At 32.6% G+C, this 21,724-nt stretch carries 14 protein-coding genes, 1 tRNA gene and 2 pseudogenes; 14 read left to right on the forward strand and 3 right to left on the reverse strand.

Annotated elements, in window-relative coordinates:
- The 5 genes from ACQ654_RS17860 to ACQ654_RS17880 all read left to right on the forward strand — a co-directional run bounded on the left by ACQ654_RS17860 (nucleotide 1) and on the right by ACQ654_RS17880 (nucleotide 2,717).
- Nucleotides 1-183, forward strand: a complete 183-nt coding sequence (locus ACQ654_RS17860; protein WP_430411708.1) for a CPXCG motif-containing cysteine-rich protein — start codon at nucleotides 1-3, stop codon at nucleotides 181-183.
- A 58-nt stretch (nucleotides 184-241) separates the two neighbouring features.
- Nucleotides 242-314 (forward strand) — tRNA-Met (locus ACQ654_RS17865).
- A 266-nt stretch (nucleotides 315-580) separates the two neighbouring features.
- On the forward strand, nucleotides 581-1,099 hold the full coding sequence (locus ACQ654_RS17870) for a hypothetical protein (RefSeq protein WP_430411709.1): 519 nt from the start codon (nucleotides 581-583) through the stop codon (nucleotides 1,097-1,099).
- Nucleotides 1,062-2,099: a hypothetical protein gene (locus ACQ654_RS17875; protein ID WP_430411710.1), complete on the forward strand. Its 1,038-nt coding sequence runs from the start codon at nucleotides 1,062-1,064 to the stop codon at nucleotides 2,097-2,099. Before ACQ654_RS17870 ends, ACQ654_RS17875 begins: the two co-directional genes overlap by 38 nt.
- Nucleotides 2,100-2,111: 12 nt before the next feature.
- Nucleotides 2,112-2,717, forward strand: a complete 606-nt coding sequence (locus ACQ654_RS17880; protein WP_430411711.1) for a DUF6705 family protein — start codon at nucleotides 2,112-2,114, stop codon at nucleotides 2,715-2,717.
- A 329-nt stretch (nucleotides 2,718-3,046) separates the two neighbouring features.
- Here ACQ654_RS17880 and ACQ654_RS17885 read toward each other — a convergent pair.
- A pseudogene (locus ACQ654_RS17885) lies at nucleotides 3,047-3,718 on the reverse strand (IS256 family transposase); the annotation flags it as partial.
- Between the two features lie 100 nt (nucleotides 3,719-3,818).
- On the opposite strand from ACQ654_RS17885, the gene ACQ654_RS17890 reads away from it, so the two are divergent.
- Complete coding sequence (locus ACQ654_RS17890; RefSeq protein ID WP_430409813.1) at nucleotides 3,819-4,724, forward strand: IS982 family transposase; 906 nt, start codon at nucleotides 3,819-3,821, stop codon at nucleotides 4,722-4,724.
- Between the two features lie 11 nt (nucleotides 4,725-4,735).
- Here ACQ654_RS17890 and ACQ654_RS17895 read toward each other — a convergent pair.
- Nucleotides 4,736-5,269: pseudogene (locus tag ACQ654_RS17895) on the reverse strand (IS256 family transposase); the annotation flags it as partial.
- 108 nt (nucleotides 5,270-5,377) lie between these two features.
- Nucleotides 5,378-5,824: a helix-turn-helix domain-containing protein gene (locus ACQ654_RS17900; protein WP_430411712.1), complete on the reverse strand. Its 447-nt coding sequence runs from the start codon at nucleotides 5,822-5,824 to the stop codon at nucleotides 5,378-5,380.
- Between the two features lie 760 nt (nucleotides 5,825-6,584).
- On the opposite strand from ACQ654_RS17900, the gene ACQ654_RS17905 reads away from it, so the two are divergent.
- The 8 genes from ACQ654_RS17905 (at nucleotide 6,585) to ACQ654_RS17940 (ending at nucleotide 21,579) form a co-directional block, all read left to right on the forward strand.
- Complete coding sequence (locus ACQ654_RS17905) at nucleotides 6,585-6,866, forward strand: LytR/AlgR family response regulator transcription factor (RefSeq protein WP_430413035.1); 282 nt, start codon at nucleotides 6,585-6,587, stop codon at nucleotides 6,864-6,866.
- 224 nt (nucleotides 6,867-7,090) lie between these two features.
- Entirely contained in the window at nucleotides 7,091-7,624 is a 534-nt protein-coding gene (locus tag ACQ654_RS17910; RefSeq protein ID WP_430411713.1) for an OmpH family outer membrane protein, read from the forward strand.
- A gap of 38 nt (nucleotides 7,625-7,662) precedes the next feature.
- On the forward strand, nucleotides 7,663-8,238 hold the full coding sequence (locus ACQ654_RS17915; RefSeq protein ID WP_430411714.1) for a hypothetical protein: 576 nt from the start codon (nucleotides 7,663-7,665) through the stop codon (nucleotides 8,236-8,238).
- 18 nt (nucleotides 8,239-8,256) lie between these two features.
- Entirely contained in the window at nucleotides 8,257-8,847 is a 591-nt protein-coding gene (locus tag ACQ654_RS17920; RefSeq protein ID WP_430411715.1) for an outer membrane beta-barrel protein, read from the forward strand.
- Nucleotides 8,825-9,544 carry a hypothetical protein gene (locus ACQ654_RS17925; RefSeq protein WP_430411716.1) on the forward strand — a complete coding sequence of 240 codons (720 nt, stop codon included), beginning with the start codon at nucleotides 8,825-8,827 and terminating at the stop codon, nucleotides 9,542-9,544. Before ACQ654_RS17920 ends, ACQ654_RS17925 begins: the two co-directional genes overlap by 23 nt.
- Before the next feature lie 20 nt (nucleotides 9,545-9,564).
- Nucleotides 9,565-15,828: a hypothetical protein gene (locus ACQ654_RS17930; protein ID WP_430411717.1), complete on the forward strand. Its 6,264-nt coding sequence runs from the start codon at nucleotides 9,565-9,567 to the stop codon at nucleotides 15,826-15,828.
- Between the two features lie 13 nt (nucleotides 15,829-15,841).
- Nucleotides 15,842-20,767, forward strand: coding sequence for an RHS repeat-associated core domain-containing protein (locus tag ACQ654_RS17935; protein WP_430411718.1), 4,926 nt, complete (start codon nucleotides 15,842-15,844; stop codon nucleotides 20,765-20,767).
- Nucleotides 20,755-21,579 (forward strand): toxin-antitoxin system YwqK family antitoxin, encoded by an 825-nt coding sequence (locus ACQ654_RS17940; RefSeq protein ID WP_430411719.1) that lies wholly within the window; start codon nucleotides 20,755-20,757, stop codon nucleotides 21,577-21,579. Before ACQ654_RS17935 ends, ACQ654_RS17940 begins: the two co-directional genes overlap by 13 nt.
- Nucleotides 21,580-21,724 lie beyond the last annotated feature (145 nt).

The raw sequence follows: 21,724 nt of genomic DNA on the forward strand, positions 1-21,724 counted from the left end.
ATGAACGAACATTTCTTTCAATGTCCCTATTGTTGGGAAGACATATCGATGTTAATTGACACTTCTGTACGCACGCAAAAGTACATAGAAGATTGCGAAGTTTGTTGCAATCCGATTGAATTAGAGGTGGTTAGTGAAGACGGTGAAATTGTCGGTTTTCAGGCACAAAACATAGAACAATAAAAAAGTTTATTTTTTTGTTGGTGGAATGAAAAATGGTTGTATATTTGCAATCCAATATCGCGGGATAGAGCAGTAGGTAGCTCGTCGGGCTCATAACCCGAAGGTCACTGGTTCGAGTCCAGTTCCCGCTACTAAGACTCAACTGAGTATTCTCAACGGTTTTCGATTTCGAAAACCGTTTTTTTTATGCCTTTCCTAAAACATTCAACGCTGTAAACATCTACTGATGTGAGATATCTGACAATTTATGATTAGATCAAAAGGATGAAGTGTGTAATGTTTTGATTAAGAATTAATTATAGTTATGACCGTTCATTTCTCCTCAAAAAAGCCACTTTTTCGTTAGTAAAAAAATATTTTTCTTACATTTAGATGTTTAAAAGTAAACTTTAAATAAATGAGCCATAAAAAGAAATTTCTATTCTTGTCTTTGCTTTTAGGGATTGGAATATTTTTTCACAGCTGTCAAAAGGATTATGCGGAAGATATTTCAGAAGAGAATAACTTAATAGATTCGCCTTTTTCTTCATGGATTGTTACCGAAATTGAATATCAACAAAATCAACAATTGCTTGGTCGTCTTGAGGCATTAATGCCTTCAAAAGATGATAAGCAAACTTTAAAAGAAAGTTATTATGATGCGCAAAATGACATCACTATCCACACAGAATATGCAAAATATATAGAATATACAGACGGTGATTTACACTCATATACTTTTTCAATAGAGCGCAGTTATGATACGAGTAGTATCTTAGAGAATTTGGTATTTTCTTATGATAGTGACACGGATAGCTATGAGGCTGGGTTGGCGACGCATCATTTTAGTACGGAGCAACGAGAAGAGTTTTTATCAACGCAGCATGTACGCACGTATTATGATTACATATCAGTCTATCGATTTGGCTTTGTCTGATATGATGGCTCCAGAGTCTGTACAGGTTCCTTGTACAACACATTTTAATACGTATCACATAACACCTGATACGAATGACACTTTCCTTTATTCATCAACAAATGGACATATACAAAATGTATGTCAACACGACATGGAATGTCATTCATACACAGTAATAGAACTTGATTGTCCTCCTGCGGGAAGTAGTGGAAGTGGTACTGGTTCTTCATCTAGTGGTTCATCAGACCCTTCAAATGAGACAACCTCTGGCGGCGGAGATAACAATAATGGTTCAAATACGGATCCGAATGACCCGAATGATCCTGATATTGTGACAGCTCCTTTAATTATTAAAAAGGCGCCATGTGAGAGTAATAAAAGACTAGAAATAGATGATGTTTTTAAGCAAAAAATGACGATCTTAAAAGATAGAGCTTCGAGCCAAAGTTTTGAGACTCTTTTTACAGTTAGAACAGGTGCGCCTAGTGCAGTAACTTCAATAACAGATAATTTTGATTATCAACATTTTCAAGGAAGTATTTCAAAACCGAAAGTTGCATGGAATGGAACAGGTATTACAAGTGTAGCTGATTTTAAGGGAATAATACATTCTCATTTCAGTGATTTGCTACCTGTACTCTCTGTAGGTGATCTAGTTGATATGTACTATATAATGAAAAATAATGCTGCTGTAACTAATGATTTTTTCTATGGTTTAGTTAATTCTTCAGGAACGGCATATATTTTGCAGATACAAGATAGAGCAGCCTTTGTTGCTTTTGGAGATAGATATTTAAGTACAGAAGGTAAAAGATTTAAATTTACGCAAAATCAGTATGAAAGTAGATACAATATAAAAGAGGGTAATTCAAATTCAGACAATGAGAAAGGTTTTGTTAAGATGTTAAGCAAAATCAATTCAGGACTTCAAGTATTTAAATCTACTGATACTACATATTCTGATTACAAGAAACTTAATTATATTAATAGCGAGGTCGTAGAATCGGATTGTAATTAAAAATTAAAAGACATGAAAAAAATAATATTCTTAATAATTACTTTTTACTCTATTTATGGAATTAGTCAGCCAATAAGTGCCCCTTCATCAAATCCACCACCTTCAAACATAGTGAATGTTTGCAATGATCAATGGGGAGATGAAGTTCCAAATTATACTTATTTTAAAGACATTAATAACACTTTTGAAAAATTTACAGGAACATGGAAGTATATTAAAAATAATCATGTCGTAATATTTGAAATTACGAAAGTCACTCAGAAATATAATCCTGAATATAAAGTATATGAAGATTATTTAATTGGGAATTATTCTTATTCTATTGATGGCGGAAACAGCTATGTTGTAAATACTATAACTACGCCTATTAATGATGATTCAGAAAATAACCCGATGTATTCTTCATGCACCGAGGGAAATAAAATTCCTTTTATATTTACAGATGTTGTCTTAAATAAAAAATCTTGCTGGATATATTTTGAATTTCTTCAAGGGAGTACAACACAAATGAAAGTTAAAATTAAAAACGAAGAAGAAGTTATAGGAGAAATTCAAGGTGATCCTCCAAAAAATCCTGCTTTTACATTACCCGTAATTATGACTGTAACAAAACAATAACAAAAGCCACTCATTTTGAGTGGCTTTTTGTTTTAAAGTTTTTTATGATTTTAGAGTTGAAACTCCATCAACTGTTTTTCAAGTTGTGATTTTCCGTTCTTCTAGCGTTTGTTGTAATTGCTCTGCGATGAGATTAATCAACTTACTATTGGTGGTTTTGAACTCATAAACCCGAAGGTCACTGGTTCGAGTCCAGTTCCTGCTACTAAGACAAAAGACACTTCAAACGAAGTGTCTTTTTTTATGCTTAAAACTTTCTTGGAAACTTAAAACAAAAAATAGACACTGTCCTAAAAAGTGTGTAAGTTCAAAACTCAGGGTTAAATTATTTATAGTTTAATCCTGTTTTCAAATATAGCTAAAAATTGATTTAGTATAATTCCCCAATTTCTAATTGGCATTGTCCATTTTTTGGTACTTTCTCTAAGTGCTAAAAACACAGATTTCATTACCGCTTCATCCGTAGGAAAAGAGAGCTTGTTTTTGGTATACTTTCTAATTTTCCCGTTCAGGTTTTCAATAAGATTTGTTGTGTAAATAATGGTTCTTATCTCGACAGGAAAATCAAAGAAAACAGTAAGTTCATCCCAATTGTTCTCCCAACTTTTTATAGCATACGAATATTTAGATTCCCATTTTGCCTTAAAGTCTTCTAAAGCCGCTTTTGCAGCTTCTTTTGTTGGTGCTGTATAGATTTGCTTCATGTCTTTAGTAAACTCTTTTTTATCCTTCCAAACCACGTAACGACACGCATTTCTAATTTGATGTACCACACAGATTTGAGTCACCGAATTTGGAAAAATGGTTTTGATAGTATCTGTAAAGCCATTGAGATTATCGGTAGCAGTAATCAATATATCTTGGGTTCCTCTTGCTTTGATATCAGTGAGTACTCCCATCCAAAAAGCTGCGGATTCGTTCTTACCTAACCACAGTCCAAGTACTTCTTTTTTCCCGTCAGTTCTGAGTCCAACAGCAATGCAAATGGTTTTGTTAATTAACGTGAGTTCGACTTAAGAAGATGTTTTAATTGTTTGTAAAATAGAGAAGGAATCATTAACTTAATATTCTGAATAACAAGCTAATAATAAGAACTTCTCTATGATTACTGACAATAAAATTATTGAAATATTTTGTCTTTTAGACGATTTTAGTAAAGAATATAACGATTTGGTTACCAAAAACAGTCTTCTTGACCCAAATAAAAAGAAAATACGCAAAAGAAAGCGTAAAATGTCTGATGCAGAAGTAATGACTATTTTAGTTATTTTTCATTTCAAATCTTACCGAAATCTGAAGCACTTCTATATAAATCATGTGTGTAAACATATGCGTAATGAGTTCCCCGATTGTGTTTCATACAATCGTTTTGTTGAACTTCAAAAAAAAGTAGTTCAACCACTAGGAGTATTTATGAAAATGCATTGTTTGGGTAGTTGTACTGGCATTTCATTTATAGATTCTACTACGTTGAAATCCTGTCACTATAAAAGAGAAAAGCAACATAAAGTGTTTGCTGGTTTAGCTCAAAAAAGTTACGGAACCTTAGGTTGGTTTTATGGATTTAAATTACATCTTGTCTGTAACGATAAAGGTGAACTAGTCGAGTTTATGCTTACTCCAGGGAATGTGGATGATAGAAAACCTCTTAGAAACAAATCATTCAATGATAAAATATTTGGTAAAATTTATGGAGACAAAGGCTATCTCGGAAAAGATTTATTTGAAAAATTATTTGTAGATGGAATTCATTTAATAACAAAAGTGAGAAAGAATATGAAGAAAAAAGCAATGGATTTTATGGATAAAGTACTATTAAGAAAAAGAGCTGTAATTGAATCTGTAAATGACATCTTAAAAAATGTATGTTATATTGAGCATACAAGACATAGGTCGGTAGATAATTTTATATCAAACTTGGTCTGTGGATTAATAGCATATAGTTTTATACCTAAAAAACCATCTATCAAAATTACTAATATGCTCCCAAATATTGGAATAAGTTAAGTCGAACTCACGTTAATTACTTTAGAGTTCTCTCTAACTTTAAAAACAATACCATCCATCCAAACAATTAGATACGTCGCTTCTAAAGGGCGATTCTTCCAAGCAATAACATCATTTGTGATACGATCTGTGATTCTTGAAATAGTAGATGTAGAGATATTAAAATCGTAGAGTTCTCGTATTTGTTCTTCAATATCACTATTGCTCATTCCTTTGGCATAGAGTGAAATAATAATGTTTTCAATGCCTTCTGTGGCACTTTCTCTTTTCTTTACAATCATTGGGTTGAAAGAACTTTCTCGATCTCTAGGAACTTGTATTTCTGTTTCTCCTAAAGTGGTTTTTAGTTTCTTTTTTGAATACCCATTTCGAAGGTTGGTAGCTTTACTCTTTTGATGCTTGTCATAATCTAAATGAGCATCTAACTCGCCTTCAAGGATCTTTTCGATACCGCGCTTGTGTAATTGCTCTAAAAAGCTGGTAAGGTCAGAACCGTTTTTAAATTGTTTTAAAAAATCGTCGTTTAATAAGTCCTCTGGTTTCATAAGTGTGTAAAATTTAAAGTTAATAAAATAAAAAAACTCAGGATTGAATTCAATCCTGAGTTTTTAAAACTTACACAGTTTATGGGTTAGTGCCAAATCAAAAAAAGATTAATCTAATTTACGAATCTTCTCTTCTATATACTTTTCTAAAGTACCATCAAGTATTAAATCTGTTTTTAATTCTGCTAAGAAAAGATTTACAATTGTCTTTACCTTCAAATCAAAAATCTCAGAAATATCATCATCCTTAGCTAATAGAGCAATAAATTTCTTTTTCATTTCTAAATTGATTTCTATTTCACCTTGAGCAGATCGGTTTTTAGGCATAGCTTCACCAGAAAGAAATGGAATTCCTTGTCCTGATAATAGCCATTCTGCATTTACGCCTTCACATTTTGCATACAATAGATAAATGTCAAAACTATCTCTTGAATGCCAAGTCGATAAAGTTTGTGGTTTAATCCCTAAAAACCTAGCAAACTCTGAATCTGATTTAAAAGCATAATGCTCTTTTATTATGGAAAGCATTTTAGATTTAGTATTTTTAATACTCATTTTGTTTAAAAAATATCACAAAAATTTGTTTAATACTCATATTGAGTACATATTTGTACTCGAATTGCTACAAGCACATTGAAATATACATAAAAATAATTTCAAAAAATGAATAGGATTGTTTAATAAATTAGGAGAAGAATAAAAAGCAACTTTAAATAGGAGAACGTTTAGCTATTTAAGATGTATAACAGATAAGTTTTTTAAGTGTTAATCGAAGTTTTTTTTTCATGGTTATAAATTTGAGTGAGATTTATAATCTATAGCTACTTTAAATGTAGTGCAAAGTAGTCTACTAATTTAGGCTACTTTGTTTTGAATTTTGATAGAGAATAATTAATTATGAATTAACAAGCAAAATGAATACCAAGAAGTTTGAATTTTTCAGAGGATTTGTCGTAGGCTTTTGTACTGCTACCACTATTGCACTAGTGTTTGTTGGAATTATATACTTTGTCTATGTAAAGAAGTGAATGAATTTTACATAGCATTTACAGTAAGGAAAATAGTTGAGTAAAAAAAGAACTTGTTTTTAGACAGACTCTCAATAAAATAGTACTGCAACTATAGAGTATTAACTAAATATTGGCGTTGAAACTAGATATATTTTTAACACTTTTACATCAAATTAAAAAAACAGCATTACAACATGTTAGGCAATAAAAATACATCAAAGAAAGAAAAAGTAATCATAGAAAGTGATAAATACATTCTTTTGGGCAGAAAACACAAAGGATAATATGTAATAAAAGAGAAGATCATTTATATAGAAGCCTATGAAAATTATTCATGGCTTCACCTTAGAGGAGGGACTAAATTATTAAGTAGTAAGCCTATTGGCTATCACGAGCAACAATTAACTGATGACAGATTTATTCGGGTTCATCGCTCGTATTTAATCAATTTAACTCATCTAAAATTCTACGAACCAAAATATCGTTTGGTGTATTTAAAAGGAGAAATGGTCTTACCTGTTAGTTTCAGGAGAAGTCGAAAATTCTCACAGATGATGTGTAATAATAGAATATTAACTAAGTTTTGATGTTTGGAATAGTTGAATTTTAACTTTTTGCAATTATTATATATGCAAGTATCTTGTCTTAGAAACTAATTTTTGAAAGAAAGCTCGTAGTTTTTAATCAAAAATTCGACGCTTATCAAAAAAAAATGACGCTTATACAATATTTTCGAATTAATATATTTTTTGAACTATATTCGTTTGTCAAATCATAATTATAATAAATTTTTCACATTTAAAAATAGTAAATGAACAAAATCACATTACCACTTTCTATTATAGCAATCGCACTATCGTTATTTGCGATTTTTAATCCAAAGCCTTCAAATGACCAAGTATATGTCGATGTAAACAAATTACTAGATGGTTACAAACGAACTGAAATCGTTCGTAAAGATTTGCAAGAAAAAACAACGCTTTTAAAAGCGAATGTTGACAGTCTAGTTTCAGGTTGGCAAAAAGAGTTAAAAGTGTACGAAAAAGAACGTGCTTATATGACTAAAAAAGAAAAGGAGTTGAAGCAAGAATTATTAGCAAATAAACAACAACAAATTAATAATTATCAGCAAGCTGTTCAAAAACAGATGCAAGAAGAAGATCAAAAAGCAACACAAACTGTAATTAATGATATTAATGATTATGTAAAAGAATATGGAAAAACGCATAGTCATCAAATTATATTTGGAGCTGGAGGAAACGGAAATATCATGTATGCAGTTGAAGGAGCTGACCTAACAACAAAAGTTTTAGAAGGTTTGAATGCTGAATTTGAAGGGAAATAATACGTATGAATCAGAAAATATTTTCTTTAATTTTTTTAATGTCTTTTTTATTATTGAGTTGTTCTAAAAAAGAATTCAATACTGAAGCAGAATTACTAGCTCACATTCAAAATGAGTCCAATGAATTCTTACAGCAAAAGGCGATTAATGGTGTTGAGTTTTTATTGCTCTATCGTCCTACTGACTTATTAGTGAGCCAAGAATTGGTAAACAATTATGAAGCTGAAGAAATTCAAGAGTTGCGAAATCAATATGGTAAATATTTATATTTTAATTTATCCATGTCTTACAAGAATAAAGAACTATTGAGTGTAGTCCCAAAAAATAGGAATGAATTTGGACAAATGGTAAATGAGTTAGCATTTGGAATGAATCAAAAAGTGTACTTATTTACAAAAACAAAAGATACGATAGAAATGGTAGATTTTATCTATCCTAGAATGTATGGTATGAGTAATGCAACAACAATTATGTTGGTGTATCCAAGAAATAAAGAACAATTAAAAGAGGAATTTTTGAACCTTACAATAAAAGATTTAGGCACACATACAGGAGAAGTGAAATTTAAAATTCCTACAGGAATTATTAACAATCAACCAAGAATATCATTTTAAAAATTAAACACGGTTAACATGAAAAAAATACTATTCATTTTTACAATTATCTTTTGCTTACATTCAAATGCTCAGGACTTTTCATATGGGGTCTCTGTAGGGACGAATGTATATTCTGTCCTTTCTGAAAGCAATGCTCCTTTTAATCCAAACGGATCATATTCGATACCAGAATATGCAGGATTATATCTAGGTGTTTACGGAAATTATAAATTAAACAATCATTTTGGTATTGTTGCAGATCTGGCATTAGACAAACGAACTATAAATATTGATCCACGAACGAAATTAAGCTACATCAGCCTGAGTCCAAAAATAAAATATGATGTCAATGGAACATACAATCAGGGATTTTATCTAAAATCGGGATTTCGTTATTCAATTTTAACTAGTGCTGAAACTACTTCGGGAGTAGATGTGAAAGACGCCTTCAAAAATTCAGCTTTTAGTTTTAATCTTGGAGCGGGTACTAATTTTTCTAAATTTTTAGGTTTAGAATTGATCTTTGACTATTCGCTTACTAACGCAATTGATGCAGATGTAAAGTCTAAAATGTTAGGTGCCTATGCATTACTAACAGTTGATATTGAAAAACTTATTAATAAATAATATAAAAGAAATGAAATATAGGTTATATATACTATTCTCGCTATTATTTTTTGTAGTCAAAGGTTATAGTCAATATAGTTGGACACCAGGAACCATTTATTTAAAAAATGGAGAAACATTAACTGGAAAAGTCAAATTATCTATGCAAAGTGCCGCTCCAATTATTCCTGCTAAAGATCGTGCATACTATAGAAAAAATAAAGAATCAGAAAAACAGAAGTTTAAAATCAGCCAAATTGATTCTGTCGTTTTTACCATAACTTTTGAATTAGAAGAAAATGGAGAAAAGTTAGAAAAGATGAGGAAAGCTACCTATGTTCCTGTATATCTAAAAAGTAAGAAGAAGCATCTTCGTTTTGTAGAACTATTAGTTGATGGGAAAGTAAGGTTACTAGGTAGAAGTGTTCGAGTCAATGGAGGAGGTTTTTCGCCAACACCTGTTTTTAATGGTAGTGGTGGGATTGCTCATATGCATTATAGTAATTATGGATTTTTTTCACACAATGAAATTTTTGTTGTAAAAGAAAATGAAAATCCAGTAGAAATTAATAATTCAAGTGTGTTTAAATCATTTAAAAAGAAAGCTAAAAAATATTTTAAAGACTGTAAAGCACTTGTTCAAAAAATAAATGATAAGACTTTCAAAGAAGAAGACTTAGTGGAAATAACAAGGTATTATAATGAAAACTGTAAATAATATTGCATAAATAATAAAAAATGAGAAAAGAATACAAGAAAATTGATTTTTCAAAGCGATTAATAGCATTTATATTGCTATTTGTATTTTTACCTAGCATAATCCCCAATAATTATGTGATGGCAAATAACAATGGTCCAAACGCACCCGAGGCTTCAGGGTTTGAACCTATTGGGGCTACGGATATGGTAAATCTATCAACGGGTGACACAGCTTATGTGCTACCGCTTATAAATATTGGTGAGTTCCCAATAACACTTTCTTATCATTCAGGAATCCCACTTGACATGGAATCTTCTTGGACAGGATTAGGATGGAATATCAACACAGGAGCAATTGCCCGGGGTGTTAGCGCTTCTCCTGATGATTGGAAGAATGCCAATGCATTAGATTTTATCTATTTTGAAGACTCAGAAGAAATATACAATGTTAATATTGGAATTGGATTACCTAAAACATCAGAAGTCGGAGTTGGACTTTCGTGGGGTTCTAATAAAAGTTTAAGTGGTTCTGTTTTTGGATCATTTATGTTTGCAAGTGCAAGTATTTCTACTGATTTAAGTTATTCACTAGGAGTGGGTGGTGGTTTTGGAAGCACCAAAACAACTCCAGGTGTTGGAGGTGGACTTTCCATCTCAGGGACAATTAACGGTGGAGCACCTTCAGTCGGTTTAAGTGTTGGAGGAAGATCTGGAAATATGACCTTAGGTATGGGAGTGAGTTTATCAGACGCAGGAACTTCTTTTTCTATATCTGGCGGATTTAGTAATCGTAAAAATTCCAAGCAAGGAACTGCTGGTGGTGGTGGAGTTTCCATCGGAAACTATTCGGCAGGAGATTATGACATTAGAAGTGGTGGATTCTTTGTTCCTATTCAAGTAGGAATTTTTAGTTTTGGCTTCGGATATCAAAAAGTAACCTATTCTTTAAGTAAAGGCTATGGAAAACAAGGCTATGGACTACTATATGCAGGTGAAGCAGCTGCGACAGATAATTCTGTAAATAGCGAGATTCCTAGTGTTTACAATTTTGGAGATCATCAAAATAGATTTGTTTATGGAGATATGTATGATCAAACACTTCCTCAGTTAGAAGAAGAATTTGCAGCTGATGATAGAACTGATAAAGAAAAACTAAACTTCTCTTTTGCTGGTTATGATTCCTATGAGGTAAATGCCACAGGAATTTCAGGAGCAATGCAACCAAGGGTTTTTGAAAATGCTACTTTATTTGGCTTAGGTTTCAAGGGAAAATATCCTAATCAAGGACAAAGTGCTCAAGATGATAAGATGAGAATTTACTATCATAACAGTGTCTCGGGAAATACAGATTATTTACCTCAAAAACAACTTGGTAATAATTTTGATTTTTACTTTAACGGTCATTTTACTCAAAATACAGTAATTGATCCATTGAATTATACAAATGATTTTTCGTTTAGCACATCATCTTCGAAGACTTTACAAAATTACTTACCTACAGGAAGAAACATAGATAACGAGCGTAAACGTTCAGGGAATTATGTAGAAGTTTTTACAAATGAGCAAATCCGAAATGGACAAGCTTATGGCTTGATGGCTCCTGAGAGTTTACCAAACGTTCAGAGAAATAATGCTCAGTATGATAATGATGGTATCGGAGGATATAAAATTACTAGTCCTGACGGAAAAACATATCATTTTTCGCTTCCAGTTTATAATTATGAACGAGTAGAGCGAAGTAATCTTAAAGATGGCTCAGGTGATCATGTAAATGAAAAAAGACAATTTACACCTTTTGCTACACATTGGCTCTTAACTGCAATTACGGGACCCGATTATATTAAAAATGACACCAATCGGGAGTACCCTGATCATGGAGATTATGGGTATTGGGTTCGATTAGATCATGGAAAATGGTCAGAAGGATATGTATGGAGAAGCCCATACAACGGAGTTAATTTTCACACGAATATTGATAAGGAAATTGGCGATAAAGACTTTGGAAACTTTCAGTATGGTCGTAAAGACTTATACTATTTAGACAAAGTAGTTTCTCAAACGCATACGGCTTATTTTGTAAAAGATATCCGTTACGATGCTACGGGTGCACATGGAGATAACGATGATAATGCTTCAAACGATCCTTCAAGTGATAAATACGTTTATTCCTATACAAAAGCTCCAAAAGTTGATGATGATACTGGAAACGGGAATTCTCCATGGGTATATGAGCCAGGAATTGAGTATAAGCGAGAATATCAATTATTCTTAGATAAAATTGTAGTAGTTCCAACAAAGTTTGATAATGTATCCAAATCAAACGGAAACACTTCGTTAAATACTAAAAATCTTCCAGGGTATATAAAAGATGATAATTACAAACCTTCTTACTATGCAGGAGGAGCAACGATGGCTCCTTATGGAATTCCTATTGGTTCAGGAGGTTTTTATGCTGAATATGGGAATTACCCAAATTTTAATATACACAGTGAGAGTGATGTATATGATGTGACTGATTTTGCAAATTTTGATTACTCAAAAGCTACTAAAACAATACAGTTAAAATATAATTATGAATTAGCAAAAAACTCTCCAAGTTCAATTGCTAATTCGGGAGAAAAAGGAAATTTAGATAAAGGAAGATTGACGTTAAAAGAAGTAGAGTTTTTAGGAAGAGATTTATATTCATATATGCCTTCTTATAAATTTGATTACAAAGGAACAGACTTTAGTTATCCTGTTGGACATCAAGAAAATGTAAACCAGAAGGTTAAAAAAGCAAAAGATGAGTGGGGCTTCATTGATGAACAATACTATTTAAAAGAATATTTAAGATTAACACACAACTCAGTACCAGGCGATGCTAATTATGAAGCATTATATAATCAATATTACCCACAATATGCGACTTCACACGGTCCAGATAATTGGAGTTTAGAAACAATTACGACTCCAACAGGAAGTAGTTTAGCGTTTGCATACGAGGAAGATGATTATCATACAGAAGCCTTTTCAAGAAAATACTGGTCAGTACATAGTGATGAGCTAGAGTTTAAATTCGATCCAATTGATATAAGTGGAAACGGGACTCAATACTCAGTTGTATTAGATGTTCGAAAAATCACAGGACTCAATTATGAAATAGATTTTGACAAATACTTTACAGTAGGTGATAAAACACAGCTCAATATGTCTGGTTGTTTAAATAGAAGAAGTTCAAGGAATGTAAAAATTAATATTAATAAGCCTGTAGAAGTACTTCAGGCAACACAGACTAGCTTGAAACTACAATTTATTGCTGATGCAGGTGTAGAATATGTCAATTCAGATGATCATATTGGTTGGTGGACAACTCCAAGTTGGTTCAGTCTAAATAACAGCTACAATGGAGATGTAAAAAACTCTGGATTATATGCCAATGAAGATTGTCCGCAGTCACATCCCGCGTATACATGGACAATGAATATTAATTACAAGCTTATAGCAAATACAGTTCCAAAGGAAGAAACAGGAGGAGGAATACGTGTAAAATCTATTACGATGAATGATGAAAGTAACAATAGTTATGTAACTAATTATTATTACAACAATCCTGGTACAGAAAAACAAAAAGACATTGGTACTTATCGTTCCTCAGGAATTACTTCATTTTCTCCAACCAATGGATTAAAATTTATTCCATATCAATCAGAATTACCTGGGGCAGGTGTCATGTATGAATATGTAACTATGGAATCAGAATCGTCTCAAGGAGTTTCTTTAGGAGAAACTAGATATAGGTTTCATACGTTAAAGCCGGTATACGATATTTTTAATCCTAATTTGACGATGTATGATGATGAAAATGTGGAAATATTTAGCGCTGAAGTAGAAAATGCAAATGGACACCCTGACGCTTTACTACACGCTGACCAAAAAGTATATGCAAAGAAAATTCATTTAAAAGTAAATACATCTTTGGTAGGGAAATTTAGAAGTATTGAGCAGTTCAATATTCATGGACAGATGCTTACTAAAACTGAGAATAACTATCGAAGTGGAGCTGATTTAGCATATTATTCTAACAGAGGAAGTGCTACAGAATCTTTTCAGAGTATGAAGTCCATATTTAGAGCAAATGCAGACGATGAGTTTCCTGCCCTTGAAAAAAGATTGTTATCATTATCTTCTAGAACTGATTATAGTTCGGTATTAGAAAGTGTAACTACGTATTCTCAATTTGGAAAAACTACAGAAAACTACAGTAATGCTGATGAGCAAACAGGAGCCTTTAGAACTCAAACGACTCAATTGGCAGATGGTTCATATTTACGAACAGATAAAGTTCCTGCATATAAAAAATATCCTGCTATGGGGTCAAAAGTAGATAATCCACTTAATAAGCATATGCTTACACAAGGAGCTATGGAAACGGTTTCATGGGCTGGAAGCGATAATGTCTCTCTATACAAAACTTTGGGAGCAACTATTAGTACATGGAATGACACATGGAATTATAGAGATGCTTTAGGAAATGAAACACAGCAAACAGATGTTTGGCGTAAACATAAAAATTTCGTTTGGAAAGAAAGTGTTGATCCTGTTAACGGAACATTTTCTACAACTATAAATCATACCTACGATTATTTTGATTGGAATACAGGATCGCCAACAAGTGAAAAATGGCAAAACATTTCAGAAGTTACAAGATATACACATTGGTCTTCGCCTATAGAAACAAAAGATATCAATGGTAATTTTGCATCTTCTAAATTAGCGGATGACGATAAATATGTAGTAGCTAGTGGAAATGCACGTTTTTCTGAAATGTATTATTCAGGTGCAGAACATATCTATAATGCAACCATGTTTGATGGAGAAGTTGGAGGAGCACAATATGTTACTTCTGAACAGACCCATACAGGGAACAATGCAATAAATATTTCGAGTTCTAATCAAAAAGGATTCGTTGTTTCAGGTGATGTAGGAACAGATCATTATGATCTTTCCAAAACATTTAGACCAGGAAAGTATAAGGTTTCTTTTTGGGCATACAATTTAAAAAATGAAGCCATAAATAATGTTCGCCTCATGCAAAATGGCATAGCTATTAATAGAAATGATGGAGAAGATGTTATTGCTGGTGATTGGACACTACTGAATTATTATATAGATATAGTACCTAATGCACCAGTTGAAGTTTTTATTACTTCAAGTCAAGACTTAACAGAAAGTCTCGGAGGACAATTAATGATTTTTGATGATTTCCGTATGCATCCTATATATGCTAGTATGAACAGTTATGTGTACGATATTAATACAGATGAACTTCTATATATTTTAAATGGAAATAACTTAGGAACAAAATATGACTATGACAAAGCAGGAAGATTATGTGCTACTTACAGTGAAGTAGCTACTACTTCTGATTTTACAGGCGGTTTCAAAATCACGAGTCAAAATAAGTACCATTACCAAGGTATGGATGATAGTGATTGTGGTTGTTGTGCTGCTACAGCTGCTACAAGTTCACAAGAGAGTCTAAGCGCATCATTGGAAGAAGTTGAAAACGGAGCCTATACGCGCCTATTTGAAGTAACTCCACAAAATGGTTCAGGAAGCTATAATTATCAATGGCGATGGCTCACTGATACAAGTAACAATTCCTATTCTGATTTTGTTACTGGAACTTCCAAGCAGGCTATTCCTTTTGCGGTTGCCTACTGTAATGACAAGGATAATTCTTATGACAAAGTATGGGAACTTGAAGTAAAGGTAACGGATCTTTCAACTGGGGCATCCACGATACAGAAAGATAAAATAATAATTTCTGATTGTATTTTTGAGGTTAGCGAAGTGAAATGGGTGGATATCGAAATATCTGAAAACTATGAGTCTTGCTCTCAAAACTCAAAAATCACATTTCGTCCATTTGTAATTAAACCTGAACATGAGAATTACGAGTATCAATATAAAGTGTATGATGCTTTACATGAACAGTGGTCAAGTTATACAACAGTAGTGAATTCAAAAGGTATATTTTGTACACCTCACTTTTATGTTCCCTCAGGAACTTGTAAAGATCAATATATGAATTATTATATTTTTCAGTACAAAGTAATTGATACAGAAACAGGTAATTTTTATGAATCTCCTATTTTGAATGTTTATTTAGAATGTGCTACTAGTACAATAGATCAGAGTTTAGTATTGCCAACAAATAGTGATCATGAGCAATATGCTGTGTATGGAAATGTAGTAGAGAAAGATGCGCAAGGAAAAATCAGTAAGGTTTACAATATAAATGAAATAACAAAAAAATAAAATAGCTAAGAAAATGTATATAACACATAAAATTATAACTTTAGCAATATTGTTCTCGGTGCTATTTCTTAGTGCACAAGAGCAACCACCAACACCAACAAATGAGCAAAACTCAAATTGGATAAGTTCGATATCTTACAAGTTAGACGGGCAGACAGGCTCTAAAGGAGTATCATTTTTTAATAATCTAGGTAAACCTACTGAGACTAAAAGTTGGGATATTCTAACAGGAAAAGTATGGACTTCACAAACATTATATGACTATCACGGGCGATCGACTTTACAAACGTTAAGTGCTCCTTCAGGATTTAGTTTTGAAAAAACGACAGGTTTTATAAAAAACAGTTTTGGAACAGATTACAGTACATTAGATTTTGATACAACTTCACTTAGTGAAAATCCAAGAAGCGTATCAGAAACTTCACCACTGGGCAGTTATTACAGTACTCAAAATACTACGAATCCGTATCAAGATATTACAAGTTATCCTTTTTCTAAAGCTGTTTACAGTACCATGAACCCAGGTCAAGTAAAAAAAGTAGTTGGCGGAAATAAAATTAATGGAGAATGGAAACAAGGCTATAGTTTTTCTATGCCTGCTGGTCAAGAATTAGGGAGTTCATTGGCTTTTGCTGACCCAAGTTACAACAATAAAATAATTACAAAATCTGTTGGTAGAGATATACATGGTATTGAATCAGTTGTTTTTACAGATGCTGATGGTAATACACTAGCTGCTGCACGAAGTGGAAATGAGGAAGGGTCTGTTGTAAATCCTATCGATACTACGGTTGATATTAAAGAGCTGGGATTTGTAGATATTCATATTCCTGTAGGATGTACAGGAATATCTGTTCAAAATCTTGGAGGAAGATCATTAAATATCTATAATTTAGTAACAGAAAATCTTGTAAATACAACTAGTTCTAGTGCAAATCTATCAGCAGGGTTTTACAGAATAGCTGTAGCTGATCTTGATACCTATGTGTATGATGAGTACAATCCGATTCGTATTACACATACCGTAAATTATTATGATTACACGTTAAACTATTATGATAGATCAGGAAGGTTATTAAAATCTACCCAACCTAATGGAGCATCCTTAGAAAGCACCTATACATATAATTCTTTAGGGCAAACGCAAAATGCAACAAGTCCTGATGAAGGAAACGCAAGTTTTAAATATCGAAAAGACGGTCAAATTAGATTTTCTCAAAACAGCAAGCAAGCTGAGAATAATTATTTTTCATATACCAATTATGACCAACTAGGGCGTCCAGTAGAAAGTGGTGTATATAAAGGTCAAGATATCCCATTTCATGTAGATACTTCAACCAGTGGAAATATATCGGGAATAACCGTTACTCCAACTCATATACAAAATGTGACTATAAGCTCTTTTGGCGGAAATACTATTTATACAAAAGAAGCTGGTCATGCATATTGGCAAGCAGGATTCAATTCACAGGAACAACTCATAGGTGATGGGAAAATTACTTTTAAAACAAATAACACATCAAGTAACTATATTATTGTTGGACTATCCGATCCAATGGATAACGTAACGACTCCGTCGTTTACCGCTATGAAATATGGAATATATGCAGCCAAAAATAAGCTATACATATTAGAAAATGGAGACTTTATCCGTAATCCTGATAATATCTATTTAGAACACGATAATACTTTAACGACTTCTGATATCTTATCAGTAGAAAGAATAGGAAATACGGTCTACTATAAAAAAAATGATCAAGTTTTGCGAATAGCACAGCATTACTATACAGGAACCTTGGTCGTAGATGCCAGTATTCGATTAGACAACAATGGTTTTAATGACTTAAAATTGTATGATTTTTATTCAGCGGAAAGTTTAGTAGATGCGCTAGATGGACTAAATGATATCAATTGTCATGAGCAACACTTTACATTATATGATGTGCCTGATGCAGACTTAATTCAAAGGATGGGAGAATGTGGTTTATCGCAAAAATCATTCAAGCAAACCTATGTAGCTGGAAATGTTTCCAAAACATATACCAAAAACCCAGAAACAGCAACCACTTGGTATAGCTATGATGCGTATGGAAGAGTGCGCTGGATTGTTCAAGATATAGATGGTTTGGATTGTTTAAAAACAATTACTTACCAATACGATAATGTAACTGGGCAAGTAGTGCAAGTAGATTATCAAAGTCAAAAAGAAAGTGAACGTTTCATTCATAAATACACCTATAATGAAGCGGGACAGTTAATCGTTGTACATACAGGAACACCATATACAGGACCAATAACTCCGACAAGTACTTCAATCACTTACAAAGAACAAGCGCGCTACATTTACAATGAAACAGGGCAAGTAACCAGAGTAGAACTAGCGGAAAATTTACAGGGAATCGATTATGTGTACAACCTAGCAGGACAACTCAAAGCCATCAATAATGCTAATGTATCTGCAAACAGTGATCCTGGAAGCGATGGAAACAACGGTTTTGTGGGAGATGTTTTCGGAATGCAACTTGATTATTATAATGGAGACTATATAAGAACAGGAACACCAACGCCAATAACAAATACAGGAATCAATGCCACAGATCAATTTAATGGTAATATAAAAGCTGCACAGTGGAAAACCCAAGGAAATACTACAGGTGGCTATGCGTATAACTACAATAAAAATCAATGGCTTACTGGGGCAGATTTTCAAGGAAGCGGAACGGATTATGATGTAAATAATCTTACCTATGATGCCAATGGAAATATCAAAACTTTAAAAAGAAACGGATACACTGATGGCGCAGGAACAAATAACATGGATGACTTTACCTATCATTACAAACCAAATACAAATCAATTAGTAGCAGTTGAAGATCAAAATGACAATACAGATGCCATTCGCTATAACGATTTAAAAAATCAATACACAAGTAGCGCGACAGAAGATGCGAACTATGTATACAATAGTGTAGGTCAATTGGTTGTAAACAAGCAAGATAAAATTAATTACGAATACAATGCTGCTGGCTTGGTAACTAAAATAAACAGTTTTAGTGATCAAAATACACAACAATTCTATACGTTATTTAAAAACGATTATGAAGGAGCTTTTAGACTTTCAATTTTAAATGGATGGAATGTGATGGACGGAAGTGCCAGAATATCGTTTGCAAATCAACCTGATCAAGTTGATACAGGAGGTAGTTTAACAATACAAGGAAACAATGATATTATTCCAACGTATTGTACAGATTTTGATGGAGAAACAAATCCGTATCAAAACCGTTTGCAGTTTAATTTCCATACCAATCTAGCAAGTGCTCCCAACCCATTTATGGCGAGTACTTCCTTTAGAACAATGACAGGAACGTACCACAGTTTAGATTTTGATTTATTTATACTACAAGAGCAAATAAAACAAACTACAACGCCAATAACGGCAACAGCCATCGTTCGACTCAAGCAAGAAGACGGAACATTAATTCAAGAAATTATAATTTCGCCAAACAATATTGCGTATTGTAATAGACATTTAGAACAAGTACACTTTGAATTTGTTGCTGCAGGCGAAAAAGTCTACTTAGAAATAGATGTAGATAACAACGGAACTCAAGGAACAATAGCACCACCATCAGGAGTAACTCGTAAACTACATCAAAGTTTTGAAATAGATAATTTACATTTGCAAGCAACGATGAAACCTGCCTTAGCAATTTATTACAATGATCGTGGACATCGTGTCCGTAAAGAATCGTATGACGGCTTTGGAAATGTTTCTAAAACCATTTATGTACGTGATGTGGCTGGTAGTACCATGGCGGTTTATCGAGCAAGTAGTGGGCGAAATGGTGGATTAGCACTCACGGAGCAACCTGTGTATGGAGCAAGTAGATTAGGTGTTTTTTACAGAGACAATGCTTTAGAAGATAAAGGCGTATATGCTTATCAATTGACCGATCATTTAGGGAATGTACGAGCGGTAATTATGAAAGATGGAAACAATGCGCTATCTTTAACTAGCAAAACAGATTACTATCCGTTTGGGATGCCAATGCCAGATCGCAATGCAACGGATGGAAATTACCGTTATGCTTATCAAGGACAAGAAAAAGATGCTGAAACAGGGAAAGAGGCGTTTGAAGCAAGGTTATGGGATGCACGTATTGGTCGATGGTTAACTATTGATCCTGCAGGAGAATTTTACAGTCCATATTTAGGCATGGGAAATAACCCTGTAACTGTTATTGATCCAGATGGTAGATGTACAAAGTGTCCTGATAATGCGAATCAGAATGATACGTTTGATCATCCTGAATATGGGAAAATGACTTATGACGAAACATTAGGATGGACTGTTTTGGGAGAAATAGCAGTGTTGGATGATGCAGTAATTGTCGGAATTAATATGAAAAAAATGGAAAGAATGATGGAAAGTCAACCCATGATTTTTGATGATTTGGATTGCGGTACTTGTGGTTCTTTTAGTATAGATATAAAAATGAATGGAATTTATATGTGGGGTACTGGTGGAGGTACAGAAGATTTTGGAAGAAAGCGTAAACCAGGAGAAAAAGTTACTGAGGTATATGATATGAGAGAATGGCTAATCCCTGGTGGTGGTGGTGCAAGAATAACTACTTGGAGAGGTGCACCGAATATAGCTTATTTTGTTCATAGAACCTACAAGGTAGCTAGGGGCGGCATCAAGCATGGGTTAAAATTACAACCAGTGCTACTTCCACAAAAGGAAATAATATATACCAAAACCGTTACTGTTATGCAATATAATCATGACATACCAACAAAAACGACTGATTCATTTCCAATAACTAGAACATATAAAAATATAAAAGAATCAGAGGTAGATCAAAAAATAGATTCTACTAAAAGAAGTCATAAGTCTCAATACAGAAATTCTAAAACATTTTGGAAAAATTAATTATGAAAAATTTTATTGCTTTTTTTTTAATCGCTATAATTTTTATCTCCTGTAGAGATGATAAAATTATAAAGAATTATTATTCTAACGGAGTACTAAAGTTAGAAGTACAAGTTGATGAAAATGGTATTCAAAATGGTTACTACAAAGAATACTACAATACTGGAGAATTATTTAAAAAAATGAAATACTTTCAAGGAAATATTGTAGATACAGTTTTTTTTTATCATAAAAACGGTAGAGTTAAAGAAAAAGGGATATTAAAAGATAATAAAATAAAAGTTAATTGGTGGCTCAGCTATGAAAGATCAGGTAAATTGAAAAGTAAAATTCAATATAAAGTAATTAATGATTCTATTCTTAGTAATCAAGTTTTTTATTATCAAACTAATGGATCAATAGATAAAGAAAGTAGTTCGTTTTTTTCAATTCAATTACCTGACACTATTAAGCTTGGAAAAAATATTGGTCAATTTTATTATAATTCTAGTCATAATAAAGCTACGAGTCGAATTTTAGATGTGATCATTGAAAATAAGTATTCCGATTTAGAAACGAAACTGGATACTTTTGGAGATACTCCAAATAAAACTTGGTTTGGAGTTTATGCTCATAAGACTGGGGTGAAAAATATTAAAGGACAAATTTTAGAAACTTTATTTTATAAAACAAAAGTAGGGATAGACTCTTTTAACTTAAAAATTGAAACTCATAAAAAATATTTTGAAAAAAAAGTGTTTGTTAAAGATACAACTGCTATGATTCTTTTTATTAAGCAACCAAATAAATTGTATAACAAACATATTGTCTAATCATTTGAAAATAAGTTAGGTAGCATTGGTGGGAACAATATTAGTAATTATGTATCAGTGATTTATAATTTCAAAACCTACTGTTTTAGGGTCATAATGATTTTTTAAGCAGTAGAATTTAGAAAAAACTATCTTTAACTAATAA

The sequence above is a fragment of the Kordia sp. genome, assembly GCF_965283645.1.
Taxonomy (GTDB): domain Bacteria; phylum Bacteroidota; class Bacteroidia; order Flavobacteriales; family Flavobacteriaceae; genus Kordia.

Excerpts from the sequence above, each read along its gene's own strand:
- ACQ654_RS17870 (WP_430411709.1), top strand. The coding sequence starts at position 581 with ATGAGCCATAAAAAGAAATTTCTATTCTTGTCTTTGCTTTTAGGGATT.
- ACQ654_RS17860 (WP_430411708.1), top strand. The coding sequence starts at position 1 with ATGAACGAACATTTCTTTCAATGTCCCTATTGTTGGGAAGACATATCG.
- ACQ654_RS17920 (WP_430411715.1), top strand. The coding sequence starts at position 8,257 with ATGAAAAAAATACTATTCATTTTTACAATTATCTTTTGCTTACATTCA.
- ACQ654_RS17910 (WP_430411713.1), top strand. The coding sequence starts at position 7,091 with ATGAACAAAATCACATTACCACTTTCTATTATAGCAATCGCACTATCG.
- ACQ654_RS17935 (WP_430411718.1), top strand. The coding sequence starts at position 15,842 with ATGTATATAACACATAAAATTATAACTTTAGCAATATTGTTCTCGGTG.
- ACQ654_RS17890 (WP_430409813.1), top strand. The coding sequence starts at position 3,819 with ATGATTACTGACAATAAAATTATTGAAATATTTTGTCTTTTAGACGAT.
- ACQ654_RS17915 (WP_430411714.1), top strand. The coding sequence starts at position 7,663 with ATGTCTTTTTTATTATTGAGTTGTTCTAAAAAAGAATTCAATACTGAA.
- ACQ654_RS17900 (WP_430411712.1), bottom strand. The coding sequence starts at position 5,824 with ATGAGTATTAAAAATACTAAATCTAAAATGCTTTCCATAATAAAAGAG.
- ACQ654_RS17880 (WP_430411711.1), top strand. The coding sequence starts at position 2,112 with ATGAAAAAAATAATATTCTTAATAATTACTTTTTACTCTATTTATGGA.
- ACQ654_RS17875 (WP_430411710.1), top strand. The coding sequence starts at position 1,062 with ATGATTACATATCAGTCTATCGATTTGGCTTTGTCTGATATGATGGCT.
- ACQ654_RS17930 (WP_430411717.1), top strand. The coding sequence starts at position 9,565 with ATGAGAAAAGAATACAAGAAAATTGATTTTTCAAAGCGATTAATAGCA.